The sequence below is a fragment of the Aquitalea sp. S1-19 genome (assembly GCF_024343515.1).
In genome coordinates, this window is the sequence record NZ_RJTZ01000076.1 from 1 (window position 1) to 16,944 (window position 16,944).

A 16,944-nucleotide genomic window follows, 5' to 3' on the forward strand; every position below is an offset into this window, starting at 1 on the left:
GCCGGCCGGCCTCCATCTTGCCATCCACCGTCACATCATTGCCGTCCAGCAGAAACACCAGTTTGACCGGTGTCTGCTTGCGCAAGGCTTTCAGGTTTGCCGTCTCGAATGACTGAATAAACACGGGGGCATTCTTGCGATTCAGGCCATGCTTTTTCAGGCTGGCCAGCAAGACCGGTTCCAGCGCCAGTTGCTGGGCCGCATGCCAGCTTGGATGCTTGGTTTCCGGGTAGATACCAACCTCGCGCCCGGCCTGTTTGCTGAGTTTTTCACGCAGAGCAAGAATTTCTTCGAAAGTCGGAATCGAGAACTGGCCGTTGAACTCCTGTGGCCGGTCAGCACGCTGCTGAACGGCACGCAGGGTCTTGATTTCGGCCAGGGTAAAGTCCGGCGCAAACCAGCCCTCCTCCTCCACCCCGTCAACCAGCCACTTCTTTTTGCGCTCGGCAAACTCTGGCCGGCTCGCCACATCGGTACTGTCTTTCAGGTTGGGCTCATGACGGGCAATCAATACGCCATCCTTGGTCGAGACCAGATCCGGCTCGATATAGTCTGCACCCAGTTCGACGGCGCGGGCATACGCTTCCAGCGTGTGCTCGGGCAGGTAGCCCGAAGCACCGCGGTGGGCAATCACCAGCGGTGCCTTGCCACTCAGCGTGGGATAGGCCGGAGTTTGCGCGGCGTAAGCAGGCAGGATCAAACAGCTGGCCATCAGGCTGGACAACAAGGCAGAGATCTTCATCATGCACTCCATCATGGTTTTTGATGGCACAAGTATCTATATGGAATGTTACGTTGCCATGATGAAAAGATGACAGATTTGTGCCGGCCGCCATTATCCAAGTTCTTGCCACTTCACCGGCGACTGCTACATTCGCCCTGCTTCATTCTCCCTGCCTGCGGATACGCACATCGACAAAGATCCATAGAACACAAGGCTTTACCGGCTATCTCCCTAGGCGTTGCATGAAAGTAACATCGTGCAATGCAGCATCGTCCGACAACATACAAACTTCTTTACCCAAATACTAATGGCATGCAGACTGCAAAGCGTCGGCGCCTAGCCAGCCCGATCGCGTCGCCCGAGGCCTTGTCTTTACCCTTCGCCAGGTTTTACCTGAATAAAAAAGTCGATGGAGGGGCGCCTGCCATGCAGGACGCAAAGAGTCAGTCAGGGAAGGGCATGCCCGGCGACGCGCAATCGGCTACCATCGTGCTTTACCCTGACACTGCCGCACGATGACCACGCCCCTGCTACCCCGTATTGAAATCCACTATTGCACCGGCTGCCGCTGGCTATTGCGCGCGGCCTGGATGGCGCAAGAGCTGTTGACCACCTTTGAAAAAGAACTGGGCGAAGTCGCACTCTTGCCCGGCAACGGTGGCGTATTCCGCATCCTGTGCAATGGCGAGACGCTATGGGATCGCACGCGCGATGGCGGTTTTCCCGACATCAAGCTGCTGAAACAGCGCGTGCGCGATACCGTCGCTCCGGACAAGGCACTGGGTCACAGCGATTCGGCTTCCGCTTAAAACCATGACGGCGCCACCACACAAGATCATCCACATCGATTGCGATGCTTTCTACGCCTCGGTTGAAATGCGCGACCACCCGGAATGGCGCGATATTGCGCTGGCCATAGGCGGCAGGCCGGAAACCCGCGGCGTGATTGCAACCTGTAATTATCTGGCACGCCAATACGGCATCCACTCGGCCATGGCCTCGGCCACCGCACTCAGGCTATGCCCGCAGCTATTGATCGTCCGCCCGGATATGGCGCGCTACCGTGCCGCCAGCCAGCAGATCCACGCCATCTATCAAGCCTTCACCGAACGCATCGAACCGCTGTCGCTGGACGAAGCCTATCTCGATGTCAGCGGCGTCACTCTGTGCCAGGGCAGCGCCACGCGCATGGCCGCCGCCATACGCACGCGCATACGCGAAGAAGTCGGCATTACTGCCTCGGCCGGCATCGCGCCGAACAAATTTCTGGCCAAGGTTGCTTCCGACTGGAACAAGCCGGACGGGCAGTTTGTGGTGCGCCCGCAAGATGTCGCCGCCTTTGTCGCGGCCTTGCCGGTGGCCCGCTTTTTTGGTGTAGGCAAGGTGACGGCAGCCCGATTAAAGACGTTGGGGATCCACCATGGCGCCGATCTGGCGGCCGCCGATCCGCTGCTGCTGACGCAAGAATTCGGGCGCTTCGGCGAACGGCTGCACCAGCTTGCCCACGGCATTGATAAGCGTGAAGTCGAGCCGGAACGGGAAAGAAAATCCGTGAGCGTGGAAGAAACCTATGCGCGCGACCTGCCTGATCTTGCCGCCTGCCGCGCCGAATTGCCCGAACTGCTGGCACAGCTGAAGTCCCGCATCAGCCGCGCCGGCGAGCCGCCGCTACGCGCGCTGGTGGTGAAGGTGAAATTCGCCGACTTCAGCCAGACCACGGTTGAACATGCGGCAAGCACACTGATGCTGAACGCCTTCGGACGCTTGCTGGAGACGGGCTATGCCAGAGGACAGGGGCGCGCAGTGCGCCTTCTGGGCTTGGGCGTACGCCTGGGTAACAGCGACGCCCGCCAGCTTGAATTTGAATGGGAAGAAGATTAGGCCTGCGCAGCCTTTTTACGCCGCGCCATAAAAGCAGCCACGGCCGCATCACGCCCGGCCCAGCTCTGCGCAATACTGTTGCGCTGTCCCAGACGTGCCATATAGCCGGTCTCGTCCAGCAGTGGCGCCAGCAAATCCTCGGCCAGCACCGCCTGCGTCATCTGCGACACCAAGGGGAAAAAACTGGCTGCGGCAATATCTGCATAGCTGAAATCTTCACCCGCCAGCCACGGCGAAAAGCGGGTCAGACGGGTCAGCGCCGCCACCGCGCGACGGATATCGCTACGCGCCTGCTCGCGGGCTTCCTCGTCCAAAGGCGCGCCAAACAGCACATGGCGCGTCAGGGGTGCGCAAGGCGCGGCCAGATACAGCTCTATCATCTGCATGATTTCACGGGCGCGGCTGCGTGCATTAGGTGAAGGCGGCAAGAGCGCGGCAGTCGGATAGGCATCTTCCAGCCATTCCAAGATGGCGGTCGACTCGGCCAGCGCAAAGCCGTTGATCTCGACATAAGGGATCTTGCCCATCGGGCTTTTGGCCAGAAACACTTCGTCCTGAGCAGGCGGGGTGAATACCTCTTCGTAATTCACGCCTTTTTCGATCAGGGCAATCTTGACCTTGGTGTAATACGGGGACAGCGCGACGCCATGCAGGATGATCATGCCTAAGCCTCCGGGGCTTGAAATAGGAATAGCATAGCCCCTTCAAGGGCAAAATCCGCTGGCCACCTCAGGATAGCCAAACGGAATAACCCGCCAATTATGCCATTACTTGGCAAGCGCCTGCGCTTTTAATGACAAGGCTCTTTTTATGACCGGCAAGGCCATGCGTGCCACGCGCTCGCCCTCCAGAATGGCGGTATGGCGATTCTCGAAATCGGTGGCGCCTATCTTGCCTACGCTGGGGCGCAAGGTGACATCTGCATTCTTGAGCTCGGCCTTCAACGCACTCTGACTCATGATGTTCAGGCTCTGGTCAAGCCGCGACAAAAAGCCGGAACTCCCGCCGGTGGGACGTGCCGAAATATCGACCGCAATCACCACATCAGCCCCCATCTCCCGCGCCGCACTCACCGGCACCGGGCTCACCAGACCGCCATCGACATAGCGTTTACCATTCATGGATACCGGCTGGAAAACATTAGGAATGCTGGCCGAGGCACGCACAGCCGAACCGGTGTTACCGCGCTGGAACACAATGCGCGCCCCCGTATCCAGTTCGGTGGCCACGGCTCCAAAGCGTTTGGAGAGTTTCTCCAGCGGCTTGTTGCGCACCTCGCGATTGACAAACTCGGCCAGTTTTTCGCCCTTTATCAGGCCGGATGTCGACAGGGTGTAGTCGGCGAGCGAACTCTCGTCCAGCTTCATCGCCTTGATCTGCAGCTGGTAAGGACTGATGCCCGAGGCATACAGCGCACCCACGACTGCACCAGCACTGGTACCGGTAACGATGTCGGCCTTGATGCCGTTTGCTTCCAGCACCTTGATCACGCCGATATGGGCAAAGCCCTTGGCCGCGCCCCCGCCCAGCGCAAGGCCTATCCGGGGCTTGCGTACGACTTTGGCCTGCTCAGGCGCAGCCGGTGCCGTGACGGACGGCGACACCGGTGCCGGGGTGACCGGCTTGGCCGCATGACTGGCCGATGGCTGACTCGCGGGAGAAACAAGAGGTGGTGCAGGGTTGATGCTGCTGCAAGCACTTAACAGCAAGACGGCCAACAGGCCGGTACAACGTAAAGGATAAAGCATGTTCGGGAACGACTCTTTCTTGAGCGGAATGCGGCTCAGGACTTTTTAAATTCAATAACCTGACGGCCATCGGGCAAATGCCCGGCTTTGGCCTTGGGCTCGCCACGCCAGGCGTGGCCATAGACCACTTCATAAGTGGCAGGCAGGCTGCCATCACGCCGGTAGGCTTCGTACGCCGCTTCGACACGCTGCCAGAAATGCTTGCCGGTCAGACCAGCCTTGCGCCCGGCGGTGACATTATGCGCGCCGATGGACTTGAGGTCTTGCATCACATCACGCACCCGGCCATAGGTCAGCACGATTTTTTCCATGTCCATGACCGGCAGGGCAAAGCCGTTACGCACCAATACATCACCCAGATCATGCATATCGATGAAATGGTTGACGTGGGTGGCCGAGTCTTGCCCGGCAAAGGCGGCCCGCAATTCAAACAGCGTATCCGGCCCCAGCGTGGAAAACATCAACAAGCCATCCGGCTTGAGTACACGGCGGAACTCGGCAAAGACGCCATCCGGCTCATTCAGCCACTGGATGGCCAGATTCGACCACACCATGTCCACGCAGGCATCCGCCAGCGGCAGCGCCTCGATATCGGCACAAGCCTGCCATGGCTGGGCCCGCCCCATCAAACGGCCGAAAAAGCCGGCTCCCTCCTGCTGCTTGGCCCTGGAGGCTTTGAGCATGGAGGCGGCGATATCCAGCTCGATCACACGCGCCGCCGGATAACGGCGGCGCAATTCGGCGGCACCATAACCGGTACCGGAGCCGGCATCAAGTATCGTCAGCGGCGCATTCTTGATCACATCCAGCCGCTCGGCCATGCGGTCAGACACTTCGCGCTGCAAGACAGCTGCGCCATCGTAGCTATGGGCCGCACGCTCGAAAGCGGCACGGACTTTGGCCTTATCGGTATAAAACGCTTCACTCATGCGTGTCGGTCCAGGTGGGAAAGCAGCAGGGTCAGGAAATCATGCTCGTGCGACAAAAACGGTGCATGCGAGGCTTGTTCGAATAGATGCAACCGGGCGTCCGGCAACATATCCGCCAGCCAGCGGCCGGCGCCAATGGGCGTAATACGGTCACGCGCCCCGAAGAACAGTGCAGTGGGTGCATGAATCTGCGCGGCCAGTGCACGCGTATCCGCCTGTAGCAGGCAATCCAGCGCCGGCAACAGGCCATGCGGCCGGCCATGGGCAAACAGCTGACCGCTCAAGGCCTTGAGCGTATCACGCGCATGCGGCGCACCCAGCATTTGCAGGGCAAGAAAATTTTTCAGGGTTGACTCGAATGCGTTATGCAAATTCGCGCCGACTTCTTCGATGGTGGCGGCACGCTGCCCGAACGCCCAGTCCGGACCTTGTACAAACCGCGGGCTGGTCGACACCAGTGCCAGGCTGCGTATCTGGGCCGCTTGCTGTACAGCCCAGTGCTGGGCCACCAAACCGCCCAAGGACCAGCCCAGCACATGCACAGGCAAGGGAAACTGCCGCGCCAGCGCAGCCGCCACTTCGGCAGCATCGAAGCGCTCAAGCTCAGGCGAGGCACCATGACCGGGCAAATCCACCGTGTGTACGCAGTAATGCGCGGACAGCGCCGCCGCAACGCGCTCGAATACGCCGCCATGCAGACCCCAGCCATGCAGCAGAACCACATCCGGCCCACGCCCTTGTGTTTCGACGTAACAGTTCATATCGGCATGGCCATCGGCAAAGGGCGCCATTTTCGCAAGAGTGTCAGGCAAAGGGAAGCCTGCATTGTTTTGACATACCAAGACAGACATAAATAACCATCAATACATGCACCTGCGCGCACCTTCTGCCTGCCGGTGACGACTTGTATTTTGCGTATCCGCCACCGGTTTTGCTTGTACGCCACAATCGGCCCGTTTTGATGAGGTTTGAGCACGCGCTTACTGGACTCACGATGGCATCATCCCTTACATTCATCCAATGCACATAAGATGCACATAATTCAAATTATAAACGCATGCCGGTCGGCTTATGCATCACCGGTTATTGCGACGGGGGAGAGGCTTTGTCAATTTTTACTAGATTCCTGCCTAGCAGGCTGGCGCACCGTATCGCGCTCATTCTGACTGTACTGTCGCTGCTATTAGCCGGTTCGGTCTGGCTTTATGGACGGCTTACACTGATCCCGTCGATTGAGCAGTACGAGCGCACCGCCGCACGCTCTCAGGCGGCCGGCACACGCAATGCTTTTCTGGAGAGTGCCAGCACAGTCGAACGTCTGGCCTTGAGTTGGGCCAACTGGGATGATACTTACAACTATGCAACCGGTGGCGACACACTGCGTCTGGATGCGTATTTGCAAGGTCAGAAGATCAACACGCTGGGCATCGACTTTCTCGCCATTTTTGATCGCAACGGCGGACTGCTGACGACGGCAGAGTGGGATGGCATGTCGGCACAGCGTGACGATCTGGCACTGGTACGCGAGCTTTCCCCCGCCACGGAATTTGGCCGCCAGCTATCCAGCGCCATTGAACACCGTGTCAGCACAACCTCCGGCATCGTCCGTCTGGCTCGTGGTCCGCACTTCGTCACCATTATTCCTATCCGTAGCACCAACCGCAGCAGCCCTATCGGCGGTTATCTGGTCATGGCCGTTTCGGCAGACAAACTGCTATTGCAAGGAAAAGGCCCGTTTAGCGCCACGCAGTCCAGTGCCCTGTCCATTACTTCGCGCGATCTGCCAGACGAAGTGCAACGCTGGATAAACAAAGGCATCGAGAATGAAGACCTGCTGATTCTGGGCAGCGACGACAAAATCGAAAGCTGGGGTGTCGTGAATAGCCTGAGCGGCAAGCCGGCACTGCTACTGGGCAGTAGCCAGCAACGCGATATGAGCCGTCTGGCCTCATCCTCTTTGGAACAGTTGGCCCTGTTCTCCGTGGTCGGTACCCTGCTGCTTGGCCTGCTGGCCTGGTGGGTTGTACATGCCAATATCAGTACCCGCCTAGGCTGGTTGCTGCAAAGCATACATGGCATGGTACGCCCCGGTCGCGTAGCCGTGATCGAAACCCACGGCAACGACGAAGTCTCCTATCTGGCGCGTGCGATCAACCATCTGGCAATGGGCAAGAATGCCTCTATCGAGGCGCAGCGCACGGCCGAACAACAGCTGGATATGCTGTTCTCGCAGGCACCAGGTGCCATGATGCAACTGCGTGACGGTCAGGTCACTGACCTGAATGCCGCCGGTGCCGCCCTGTACAAGGCACCACACGCGGCGACGCTGGTCGGCCGGCACCTGTCCGAGCTCTTGGAAACCAATGATGCCACTGCCAAGCGTTTGCTACTGCTGGCGCAATCGAAGAACACCATGCCCCAGAGCGTGCGTTTGCTGTGCCGCATACGCTGCCGTGACGGCAGCCTGCGCCCATGCGAAATCACCGCACTGAGCATGCCTCAGGCCGGCAAGCCGATTGTGCACCTCTATATCACGCCGCTATCCTCATCCGGCGAAGATACGCGCCCGGATAACACGCCAAGTGAAACGGATAGCCAGACCGATAAAAATGAGAACAATCCGCGCCTGATTTCCATCACACGCGCCAGCAGCAAACACGCCTGATCCCGACCGGGAATATAAAGCACGGGCCCCGCAAATTCGCGGGGCCCGTGCTTTATTCACACCGCAAAATAGTGCGGCATGGCCAGCCGGATCAGTGGCAACAAGGGCTTTCTAGCGCCAAAGCCTGTAAACCTTCCCATTCGATAGCAGCCGCAGGCTTTGGCCGGGCAAAATAATAGCCCTGCAATTTGGGACAGCCCAGCTCGCGCAAGACAGAAAGCTGACTGGGTGTTTCCACCCCTTCGGCCACAACGTCCAGATGCAAGGCCTGAGCCAATGCCAGGATAGCCCGCACAATAGCGCGGGACTCGGTATGAACATCGACTTCGCGCACAAAAGCCTGATCTATTTTCAGCACATCGAACTGGTAACGATGCAGATAAGCCAAGGCCGAGTAGCCGGTACCGAAATCATCCAGCGCCAGGCGTACACCCAACTGATGCAGGGCATGCATCACTTGCTCAGCCACTTCAGGCATATCGATCAGTGCGCTTTCCGTCACCTCCAGATAAAGCAGCGCCGGCGGCAGCGCCAACCGGGTCAGCAAAGCCTCCAGCCAGGATGGCAAGCTCGTATCGCGCAGGTTTTCCGAAGACAGATTGATATGCAAGGACAAGGACTCGCCGCCATAGCCCTCATCATGCCAAGCCGCCAGCTGGGCACAACCCTGCTCTATCATGTAACGATCCAGCCGCCGAATCAGACCCGACTCCTGCGCCATGGGCAAGAACTCGGCCGGCGAAATCAGTCCCCGCTCGGGATGATGCCAGCGCACCAGTGCCTCGAAACCGGTCAGCCGTTGGCTATGGCTATCAATGAAAGGCTGGTAATACGGAATCAGCTGGTCATCGACATCAAGCGCCCGCCGCAAATCGGCTTCCAGCGCCAGCAAATCGGCCTGATTCTCGCGAAAATGATGATTGAACAAGGTATAGCCATGGCGACCGCTTTGTTTGGTGCGGTACATCGCCAGATCCGCATCGCGCAGCAAATCCTCCGCGCGCTGGTAATACTGGCTGTCGGCCAGCACCGCGCCGATACTGACCGTCGCAAACACTTCACGCCCGCCTAGCAGCATGGGGCGCTCGAATTCATCCACGATACGTTGTGCGATCTGTTCACTGCGTGCGGTCGACTCCACCCGCTGCAAGATCAGCGCAAACTCGTCCCCTCCCAGCCTGGCCAAAAAATCATGCGGTCGCAGGCAATGGCGTATGCGGGCACCGGCTTCATGCAGCAAGGCATCCCCGGCCTGATGTCCCAGGGTATCGTTGATCAGCTTGAAACGATCCAGGTCGATAAACAAGACGGCAAAACACTGGCGCCCATCACGGCGGTAGGCCTGCCAGTTCGACTGCAGTGTCTGGTTGAAATAGGCACGATTGGGCAGGCCGGTCAGTACATCATGCAATGTATCGTGCTTGAGCCGGGCATTGACGGTATCCAGCGCCAGTGTCCGCTCGCGTACACGCTCTTCCAGCGCGCTATTGGCCAGTTGCAACGCCGCGCTCGCCTGCAGTTGTGTCAGGGCGCCGCCGATATGATCGGCCACACTCTCCAGCAACTCCTGCTCGCGATAGCTGTAGCGCAGATTGCTGTCGCGACTGAACACCGCCACCACGCCCTTGAGCTCTCGGTTGCTATACACAGGCACGCCCAGCCAGCTCACCAAACCTTCTCCGCCTTTGCCGGAAATAGACCTTAACAAGGCGCTGCCATTGAGCAACAGGGTGCGGCCGCTATGCAAGACCTGCTCGACCGGGCCTGCCCGCATCGTCATCATGGGATCATTCGGAACAAAAGCATCCGCGCCATAGGGGAACGTGAGCCTATCCTGTTCGGCATCATACAGGGCAACCATACAGCCGCTGCAGCTGAGCAAACCCTGCAGCTCCCGATGCACGCCCGCCAGAAAAGCCGGCAGCGACAAGCTGCTATTGGATAGATTGGCAATGCCAAACAAGGCACGCATCAATTTTTGTGCATGGTGGCGCTCGCCCTGCTCTGCATGCAGACGCAGACGGTTAGCCTCCAGCTCATGCTCAAAGCAGCGCGCCGTCCGTACCAGACGGTAGCGTTCGCAGACATGGCCGAACAATGACGCTATATGCCGCGCCAGACGCAAAAACAGGCTTAATGACTGCCGGTCGTAACGCTGCGCCGGATCAAAAACCTGTACCGTCAATGCGCTGTAGGCCTGAGCGCCGCAGATGAACAAGGGCAGGCAGAGACAAAAGCGGGGCTGGCGTACAAGCGACGGCAGATCTGCTTGTTCGCAAAACGCCAAGATACGGCGCGTATCCAGCAATCTGGGCTTGGCGGCCATGCACACCGCTGTGGCCAGCGCGCCAGCCAGCTCGGCAGGTCGTGCAGCGGAGGCCTTTTGTCCGGACTCTCCCGCTAACGGCACAGGAGACAAATGCAAGAGACCGCCGCTCTCATCGGACAGGGTCAGCACCAGATCACAAGCCGGGACCAATGGTGACAGCAAGCCGGGCAGACGGGCAAGAAAGGCTTCCATACTCTGGACATGACTGGCTAGCGTAGCAATATCCAGCAGGATGCGCTGCTCCAGACGTGATCGTAGCAGCGCCTGCTCCAGTACAGCGCCCTCAAGCCGGCTAAGCAGCAACTGGCCAGCCATCTGGCACCATGGAGACTGCGCCAGATGCACGGCGCCATGCCACAGCAGCATGACACCATAGCGACTGTTCAACGACAGCTCATGCCGCACCGCACCCTCGGGCAGGGAGGCCAGAGCAGAATGAGGAGATAATTTCCCTACGCCGTCGCTGGCCAGACAATGCCAATAGCGTCCTTGCCTGAGCCAGATGGCCGCCGTATCCAGCGGGCCGGCCTGACGCAATAAAGCCAAGGCTTCCCGTGCCCCCTCGATTAGCCGCCCGTTGTTTTCCAGCGCATCCATCATTCGCATTATTCTCGTTATCTATCTGCTGCAGAAGGGTAATACGTCAACAGCCGGCTAAGACCGGCACAGCGCCACCAGTAGCGCCTCAATATCCTGTTCGCTATGAGCAGCCGACAGCGAAATGCGCAGCCTGGCCGTGCCTGCCGCCACCGTAGGCGGGCGTATGGCCGGTACCCACACGCCAGCACGCGCCAGACGCTCGGCCAAGGCAAGCGTTGCACTATTCGTGCCAACCATGAGCGCCTGTATGGCAAAACGGGAAGCCAGCACGGGATAAGGCAAACTGGCCGCCTGTACCCTGGCAATATGCCGCGCCAGACGTTCTCGACGCCAGGCCTCGTCCCGGATCAGACCAACGGCACGGCTGACCGTTACCGCCAGCGCCGGCGGACTGGCGGTAGTGTAGATATACGCACGCGCGCGATTGACCAGCCAGGCACACAACTCGCGACTGCCGGCTACCACAGCACCGGACACGCCTGCCGCCTTGCCCAGCGTCGCCATATAGATGACCCGGGGGTCATGCAGGGCATATTCTGTGAGCGCCCCGCGCCCGCCACCGCTGATGCCGAAACCGTGAGCATCATCGAGAAAAAGCCAGGCATCGTAACGGCGCGCCAGATCGAGCAAAGCCGGCAACGGTGCCTCGTCTCCATCCATGCTGTACACCGCATCGACCACAATCATGCGGGTGCGGGCACGACTGTTCTGCAACAGGCTTTCCAGCTGGGCAAGGTCGTTATGGCGAAAGCGGCGTAAACGCGCCCGCGATAACAAGGCACCATCATTCAGCGAAGCGTGGTTGAGCTTGTCGGCAAACACCTCGTCGCCCCGTCCTAGCAGCGCCGTGATCACCGCCTGATTGGCCAGATAACCACAACCGAACAGCAGCGCATCCGGCGTGCCTATCCAGTCGGCCAGAACCGCCTCGGCTTCCTCATGCGCCGCGCTATGCCCGGTAACCAGGTGCGATGCACCCGCTCCGACACCCCAACGCAGCATGGCTTCGCGCGCGGTGTCGACCAGCGCCGGATGATTGGCCAGCCCCAGATAATCATTGCTGGCAAAAGACAGCGTCTCGCCTCCGTTCAGGCTGACATGCACACCCTGCGGGCTATCCAGTCGCACGCGCTGGCGGTATTGGTGCCGCTGCTGCAACGCTGCCAACTGGGCGGCTAGCTCATGGTGTTGCATAAAAGGATACTCCCCGCACGGCGCCAAATACAATGTAATATCTTATAGCCTATCAATACTCGCCTATCTTATAAACAAAATACCGAAAATCGGCAAGCATCACCGCATCCTGAGGCCTACAGGGCAGACAGATCCAGCTTGTCCATCAGCGCACGATCGGCGGCCACATCCGGGTTACCGGTGGTCAGTAATTTGTCGCCATAGAAGATGGAGTTGGCACCGGCAAGAAAGCATAGCGCCTGCATCGCCTCCGGCATGCCGCGCCGCCCGGCCGACAAGCGGACATAGCTCTTGGGCATGGTCAGGCGCGCGACCGCAATCGCCCGCACGAACTCGGTCCAGTCTATCTCTTCGGCGTCAGCCAGCGGCGTACCGTCCACCTTGACCAGATTATTGATCGGCACCGACTCCGGCTGCGGATCGAGGTTGGCCAGCTGGGCAATCAGGCCGGCGCGGTCCTGGCGCGTCTCGTCCATGCCGACAATGCCGCCACAGCACACATTCAGCCCGGCCTTGCGCACCTTGCCCAGCGTGTCCATACGGTCTTGGTATTCGCGGCTGTGGATAATATCGCCGTACTTGTCGGGGGAGGTATCGAGGTTGTGGTTGTAGTAATCAAGCCCGGCCGCCTTGAGCTGCTCGGCCTGGCCATCGGCCAGCATGCCGAAGGTGGCGCAGGTTTCCAGCCCCAGCGCCTTGACTTCACTCACCATGGCCAGCGTCTTTTGCAGGTCGGCATCCTTGGGACCGCGCCAGGCGGCGCCCATACAGAAACGGCTGGCTCCGTTTTCCCTGGCGATACGGGCGACCTCCACGACCTGCTCGGCACTGAGCATGGGCTGGTTGTCGACCGGCGTTTCGTGATGCACCGATTGCGGACAATAGCCACAGTCCTCCGGACAGCCCCCGGTCTTGATCGATAGCAGGGTAGACAGCTGCACCTTGTTCGAGTCGAAAAACTGGCGATGAACTTCGGCGGCACGAAACACCAGCTCCATAAATGGCAGGGCAAACAAGGCCTCAATCTCTTCGACCTGCCAGAGCGTGCTCTGTGGATGCGGGCTAGCCGGGCGCTGAAAAACAATCGTACTGTGGGTCATGGCGATCAGATCTATCTTGATGGAATCAAGGCATCATCAGCGGGGGCACCCGTGCCGTCAAACTTCATCAGCCATATTATTGACAACTGCCTGCCATTTAAGCAGATCTGTCTGTTTTGTGCCGCAGCCGGCACCCGTCACGGCGTTTGTGCAGCCTGCCTGGCCGATCTTGTCCGCCTGCCGGCCGAAGTCTGTCCGCGCTGCGCCCAAGCCTCGCCCTTTGCCCAGATCTGCGGCCGCTGCCTGCGCCAGCCGCCCGCCTTCGACGCCCTGCACGCCGCCTTGTTATACGACTATCCGCTGGATGGCGTGATACAGGCATTCAAGTACGGCAAACGTCTGGATCTGGCCGGCAGCCTGGCATTTTTGCTGGCCGAACTGGCACCGCCCGCCATCGTGCAGCCGGATCTGGTCGTGGCCGTGCCGCTAGCCGATGCAAGGCGCATGGAGCGCGGCTTCAACCAGAGTCTGGAGCTTGCCCGCGCGTTCGCTGGTAGAATAAACGCCCCGCTTAACAGCACACTATGTGAGCGGATACGCAACACCCCGCCTCAAGCCAGTCTGAACCAGCGCCAGAGGCGGCACAATGTCAGTCATGCTTTTCGTGTAAAACACCGTGTAGACGGGCTTTGCGTCGCCATTGTCGACGATGTCGCCACCAGTGGCGCCACCCTGTCCGAGCTGTCCCTCAGCCTCAAAAAACAGGGGGCAAAACGGGTCGAAGCCTGGGTGCTGGCTAAGGTTTTTTACTCGAAAACTTGACCAACCTTTTGAATTCTTGGAACAATCCAGGTCGCAACGATGTTTACTGTTGTTCTTTACCAGCCGGAAATACCGCCCAACACGGGCAATGTGATCCGTTTATGTGCCAATACCGGTTGCGAATTGCACCTGGTCAAACCGCTGGGTTTTCCCCTTGATGACGCGAAATTGCGCAGGGCCGGACTCGACTATCACGAGTACGCGCGCATGATCGTTCACGAGGATTGGGAAGCCTGCCAGGCAGCCTTGCACGGGCGGCGAATTTTCGCCGCCACCACCAAGGGTGCCACGCGGCACGACCAGGTGGCTTTCGAAGCAAATGATGTGCTGTTGTTCGGCCCCGAGTCGCGCGGTCTGCCGGAAAACCTGCTTGCAGGCTTCCCGACCGAGCGCCGGGTGCGATTGCCAATGCGGCCCGAGTCACGCAGCATGAATCTGTCCAATGCCGTCGCCGTTATGGTGTTCGAGGCGTGGCGGCAGATCGATTTTGCCGGAGGAAGTTAAGATTCGCAGCTAGGCACTCCGCATAAAGGAGCTCCGATGCAATCTGTTCTTCGATGGTTGTGGCTGACAATTGTCAGCCTTGTACTGGTGGCCTGTTCCACCACACAGCCAGCCAACGCCAAACTTCAACCCGTGGCCAAAGCGCCACAAAAAACCAGCAGCAAGGGCGGGGCCTACTTCCAGAACGACGGCCCGGCCAGAATCATCCCGGCCAACCTCAACCTGCTACCCAATGCCGTGCCACAGGATGAACCGCTGATACGTTCGGCCAATCTGCCTTATAGCGCACTGGGCATGCGTTTCCGCCCGGACACCAGCCACGAAGCCTTTCAAACCCGCGGCAAAGCCTCGTGGTATGGCAAGCAGTTCCACGGTCGCAAGACCTCGTCCGGCGAACGCTACGATATGTTCGCCATGACCGGCGCCCATCCGACGCTGCCGATTCCGTCTTACGCCAAGGTGACCAACCTGAAAAACGGCCAGTCGGTGATTGTGCGCATCAATGACCGTGGCCCGTTTCACAAGAACCGGGTAATGGATCTGTCGTATGCGGCAGCACACCAGCTGGGCTATATCAACTCGGGCAGTGCCGACGTACTGGTCGAGCGCGTATTCCCGGCCGGTGACGGCGAACGTATCGCCACCCGTCCGGCCAGACAGCTGGCCAAGTCGGACAAGCCCATCTATCTGCAGCTGGGCTCCTACGCGACCAAGGTCAAGGCTGAGGCACGCATCAAAAAGCTGATGGCCAAGCTGCCGGACCAGCATGACGAGAAGCTGACCATCGTCAAACAGCTGGGCGCTTACCGCGTGCAGATGGGGCCGTTCGAAACCCCGGCGGCGGCGCAAAAAGCCGCCAGCGATACCGCCAACCGGCTCAACACCGGCAAGAAGATCGTCATGACCTGAGCCTTGCCCGTTCAGCCACAAAAAAGCGAAGCCTGAGGCTTCGCTTTTTTCATGCCTGCTGCCGGCTTTGCAAATAGAGACGGATCAGGCGTTCGGTCGAACTGTCGTGTACGCCCGCCACGCCCTGCCCGGTCAGCTCGCCGTGTATGGTGCGCGCCAACTGCTTGCCCAGCTCGACCCCCCACTGGTCGAAACTATTGATTCCCCAGATCGTGCCCTGCACGAAAATCTTGTGCTCGTACAAGGCCACTAATGTGCCCAGATTGCGCGGATTGAGCTGGGCCAGCAGCAAGGTATTGCTCGGGCGGTTGCCGGCAAACACCTTGTGCGGCAGCAAGCGTGCCAGCGCATCCCCCGACAGGCCTTGGGATGCCAGCTCGGCGCGCACTTCATCCGCTGTTTTGCCGCGCATAAAGGCCTCGGCCTGGGCAAAGACATTGGCCAGCAAAATTTCATGGTGACCGGGCAGGCCGGCACGGTTCTCCAGCGTGGCGATCAAATCGATAGGCGAGATATGCGTACCCTGATGCAGCAGCTGGAAAAAGGCATGCTGGCCATTGATGCCGGTCTCGCCCCAGATGATGGGGGCGGTTTCCACCCCGACCGGGCTGCCGTCACGGCACACCTGCTTACCGTTGGACTCCATATCCAGCTGCTGGATAAAGGCCGGCAGGCGATGCAGATATTGGTCATAAGGCGCAATCACATGGCTGCCGCCACCATAGAAATTGATATACCAGACGCCGATCAAGGCCAGCAGCACCGGCATGTTGGCGTTTAGCGGCGCATGGCGAAAGTGTTCATCCATCAGATGGGCACCATCCAGCAGCTCGCCAAAATTTTCCTCGCCCAGATACAGCATGATGGGCAGGCCGATGGCCGACCACAGCGAAAAACGCCCGCCCACCCAGTCCCAGAACTCGAACATATGCGCGGGATCAATGCCGAACTCGGCCACCGCCTGGCGGTTGGTCGACACCGCGACAAAATGCTGCGCCACGGCAGCGGGGTCGCCGGCATGCGCGACAAACCACTCGCGCGCGGTCAGCGCATTGGTCAGCGTCTCCTGCGTGGTAAAGGTCTTGGATGCCACCACGAACAGCGTGGTTTCCACATGCACCTGCCGCAGCGTCTCCTTGAGCTGCGCGCCATCCACATTGGACACGAAATGCATGCGCAAGCGCGGGTGGCCGAAGGGCTTGAGTGCCGAACACACCATCAAAGGTCCCAGATCGGAGCCGCCTATGCCGATATTCACCACATCGGTAATCGGCTGGCGGGTATAGCCCAGCCAGTCGCCACAGCGCACCGCATGGCAAAACCGCCCCATGCGCGAGAGCACCGCATTGACGTCCGGCATCACATCACGCCCATCGACGCAGACAGGGCGATTGCCGCGGTTGCGCAGCGCCACATGCAGCGCCGCACGCTGCTCGGTGGTATTGATCTTGTCGCCACGGAACATGGCGGCAATCTGCTGCGGTACGCCCGCCTGCCGTGCCAGCGTCAGCAGCGCCGCCAGAATCGGGTCATTGATGCGGTTTTTGGAATAGTCGAGGAACAGTCCGCCCACATTCAGCGCATAACGCTCGGCACGCG

General features: G+C 59.6%; 15 protein-coding genes. 6 read left to right on the top strand and 9 right to left on the bottom strand.

What is annotated here, in order from left to right:
• On the bottom strand, positions 1–745 hold a 745-nt coding region (locus tag EGI20_RS11975), incomplete at its 3' end, for a glycerophosphodiester phosphodiesterase family protein (RefSeq protein WP_498631699.1).
• A gap of 494 nt (positions 746–1,239) precedes the next feature.
• Here EGI20_RS11975 and EGI20_RS11980 point away from each other — a divergent pair.
• Together EGI20_RS11980 and dinB are read left to right on the top strand one after the other, a co-directional pair.
• Positions 1,240–1,533 carry an Rdx family protein gene (locus EGI20_RS11980; protein WP_498631701.1) on the top strand — a complete coding sequence of 98 codons (294 nt, stop codon included), beginning with the start codon at positions 1,240–1,242 and terminating at the stop codon, positions 1,531–1,533.
• A 4-nt stretch (positions 1,534–1,537) separates the two neighbouring features.
• Positions 1,538–2,605 (top strand): DNA polymerase IV, encoded by a 1,068-nt coding sequence (dinB, locus tag EGI20_RS11985; RefSeq protein WP_498631703.1) that lies wholly within the window; start codon positions 1,538–1,540, stop codon positions 2,603–2,605.
• Here dinB and EGI20_RS11990 read toward each other — a convergent pair.
• From EGI20_RS11990 to bioH, 4 genes are all read right to left on the bottom strand, one after another.
• A complete protein-coding gene (locus tag EGI20_RS11990) occupies positions 2,602–3,267 on the bottom strand; it encodes a glutathione S-transferase family protein (RefSeq protein WP_498631705.1) in 666 nt (221 codons plus the stop codon). The two genes, dinB and EGI20_RS11990, sit on opposite strands and share 4 nt — an antisense overlap.
• 105 nt (positions 3,268–3,372) lie before the next feature.
• Entirely contained in the window at positions 3,373–4,353 is a 981-nt protein-coding gene (locus EGI20_RS11995) for a patatin-like phospholipase family protein (protein WP_498631706.1), read from the bottom strand.
• Positions 4,354–4,388: 35 nt separating this feature from the next.
• Positions 4,389–5,282, bottom strand: a complete 894-nt coding sequence (gene bioC, locus EGI20_RS12000; RefSeq protein WP_498631708.1) for a malonyl-ACP O-methyltransferase BioC — start codon at positions 5,280–5,282, stop codon at positions 4,389–4,391.
• A complete protein-coding gene (gene bioH / locus EGI20_RS12005) occupies positions 5,279–6,094 on the bottom strand; it encodes a pimeloyl-ACP methyl ester esterase BioH (RefSeq protein WP_498631710.1) in 816 nt (271 codons plus the stop codon). The genes bioC and bioH overlap by 4 nt, the downstream gene beginning before the upstream one ends.
• A 293-nt stretch (positions 6,095–6,387) precedes the next feature.
• Between bioH and EGI20_RS12010 the strand changes: the two genes are divergently transcribed.
• Positions 6,388–7,947 (top strand): CHASE4 domain-containing protein, encoded by a 1,560-nt coding sequence (locus EGI20_RS12010; RefSeq protein ID WP_498631712.1) that lies wholly within the window; start codon positions 6,388–6,390, stop codon positions 7,945–7,947.
• A 91-nt stretch (positions 7,948–8,038) separates the two neighbouring features.
• On the opposite strand, the gene EGI20_RS12015 is transcribed toward EGI20_RS12010, so the two are convergent.
• From EGI20_RS12015 to bioB, 3 genes are all read right to left on the bottom strand, one after another.
• Complete coding sequence (locus tag EGI20_RS12015; RefSeq protein ID WP_498631714.1) at positions 8,039–10,882, bottom strand: putative bifunctional diguanylate cyclase/phosphodiesterase; 2,844 nt, start codon at positions 10,880–10,882, stop codon at positions 8,039–8,041.
• 48 nt (positions 10,883–10,930) lie between these two features.
• Positions 10,931–12,070 carry an 8-amino-7-oxononanoate synthase gene (bioF, locus tag EGI20_RS12020; protein WP_498631716.1) on the bottom strand — a complete coding sequence of 380 codons (1,140 nt, stop codon included), beginning with the start codon at positions 12,068–12,070 and terminating at the stop codon, positions 10,931–10,933.
• Between the two features lie 116 nt (positions 12,071–12,186).
• On the bottom strand, positions 12,187–13,170 hold the full coding sequence (gene bioB / locus EGI20_RS12025) for a biotin synthase BioB (RefSeq protein WP_498631718.1): 984 nt from the start codon (positions 13,168–13,170) through the stop codon (positions 12,187–12,189).
• Positions 13,171–13,221: 51 nt separating this feature from the next.
• Between bioB and EGI20_RS12030 the strand changes: the two genes are divergently transcribed.
• The 3 genes from EGI20_RS12030 to EGI20_RS12040 are packed head-to-tail and all read left to right on the top strand — an operon-like array spanning position 13,222 to position 15,345.
• The gene (locus EGI20_RS12030) at positions 13,222–13,932 is read left to right on the top strand and encodes a ComF family protein (protein WP_498631720.1); all 711 of its coding nucleotides are present in this window, start codon (positions 13,222–13,224) and stop codon (positions 13,930–13,932) included.
• Positions 13,933–13,971: 39 nt separating this feature from the next.
• Positions 13,972–14,436, top strand: coding sequence for a tRNA (cytidine(34)-2'-O)-methyltransferase (locus EGI20_RS12035; protein WP_124734875.1), 465 nt, complete (start codon positions 13,972–13,974; stop codon positions 14,434–14,436).
• Positions 14,437–14,472: 36 nt separating this feature from the next.
• On the top strand, positions 14,473–15,345 hold the full coding sequence (locus EGI20_RS12040) for a septal ring lytic transglycosylase RlpA family protein (RefSeq protein ID WP_498631722.1): 873 nt from the start codon (positions 14,473–14,475) through the stop codon (positions 15,343–15,345).
• Between the two features lie 49 nt (positions 15,346–15,394).
• Here EGI20_RS12040 and pgi read toward each other — a convergent pair.
• On the bottom strand, positions 15,395–16,944 hold a 1,550-nt coding region (gene pgi, locus EGI20_RS12045; protein WP_498631724.1), incomplete at its 5' end, for a glucose-6-phosphate isomerase.

Bases quoted from the DNA above. Each gene is read 5' to 3' on its own strand.
- bioF (WP_498631716.1), bottom strand. From the start codon at position 12,070: ATGCAACACCATGAGCTAGCCGCCCAGTTGGCAGCGTTGCAGCAGCGG.
- EGI20_RS12040 (WP_498631722.1), top strand. From the start codon at position 14,473: ATGCAATCTGTTCTTCGATGGTTGTGGCTGACAATTGTCAGCCTTGTA.
- bioC (WP_498631708.1), bottom strand. From the start codon at position 5,282: ATGAGTGAAGCGTTTTATACCGATAAGGCCAAAGTCCGTGCCGCTTTC.
- EGI20_RS11990 (WP_498631705.1), bottom strand. From the start codon at position 3,267: ATGATCATCCTGCATGGCGTCGCGCTGTCCCCGTATTACACCAAGGTC.
- dinB (WP_498631703.1), top strand. From the start codon at position 1,538: ATGACGGCGCCACCACACAAGATCATCCACATCGATTGCGATGCTTTC.
- EGI20_RS11980 (WP_498631701.1), top strand. From the start codon at position 1,240: ATGACCACGCCCCTGCTACCCCGTATTGAAATCCACTATTGCACCGGC.
- EGI20_RS12015 (WP_498631714.1), bottom strand. From the start codon at position 10,882: ATGCGAATGATGGATGCGCTGGAAAACAACGGGCGGCTAATCGAGGGG.
- bioB (WP_498631718.1), bottom strand. From the start codon at position 13,170: ATGACCCACAGTACGATTGTTTTTCAGCGCCCGGCTAGCCCGCATCCA.
- EGI20_RS12035 (WP_124734875.1), top strand. From the start codon at position 13,972: ATGTTTACTGTTGTTCTTTACCAGCCGGAAATACCGCCCAACACGGGC.
- EGI20_RS11995 (WP_498631706.1), bottom strand. From the start codon at position 4,353: ATGCTTTATCCTTTACGTTGTACCGGCCTGTTGGCCGTCTTGCTGTTA.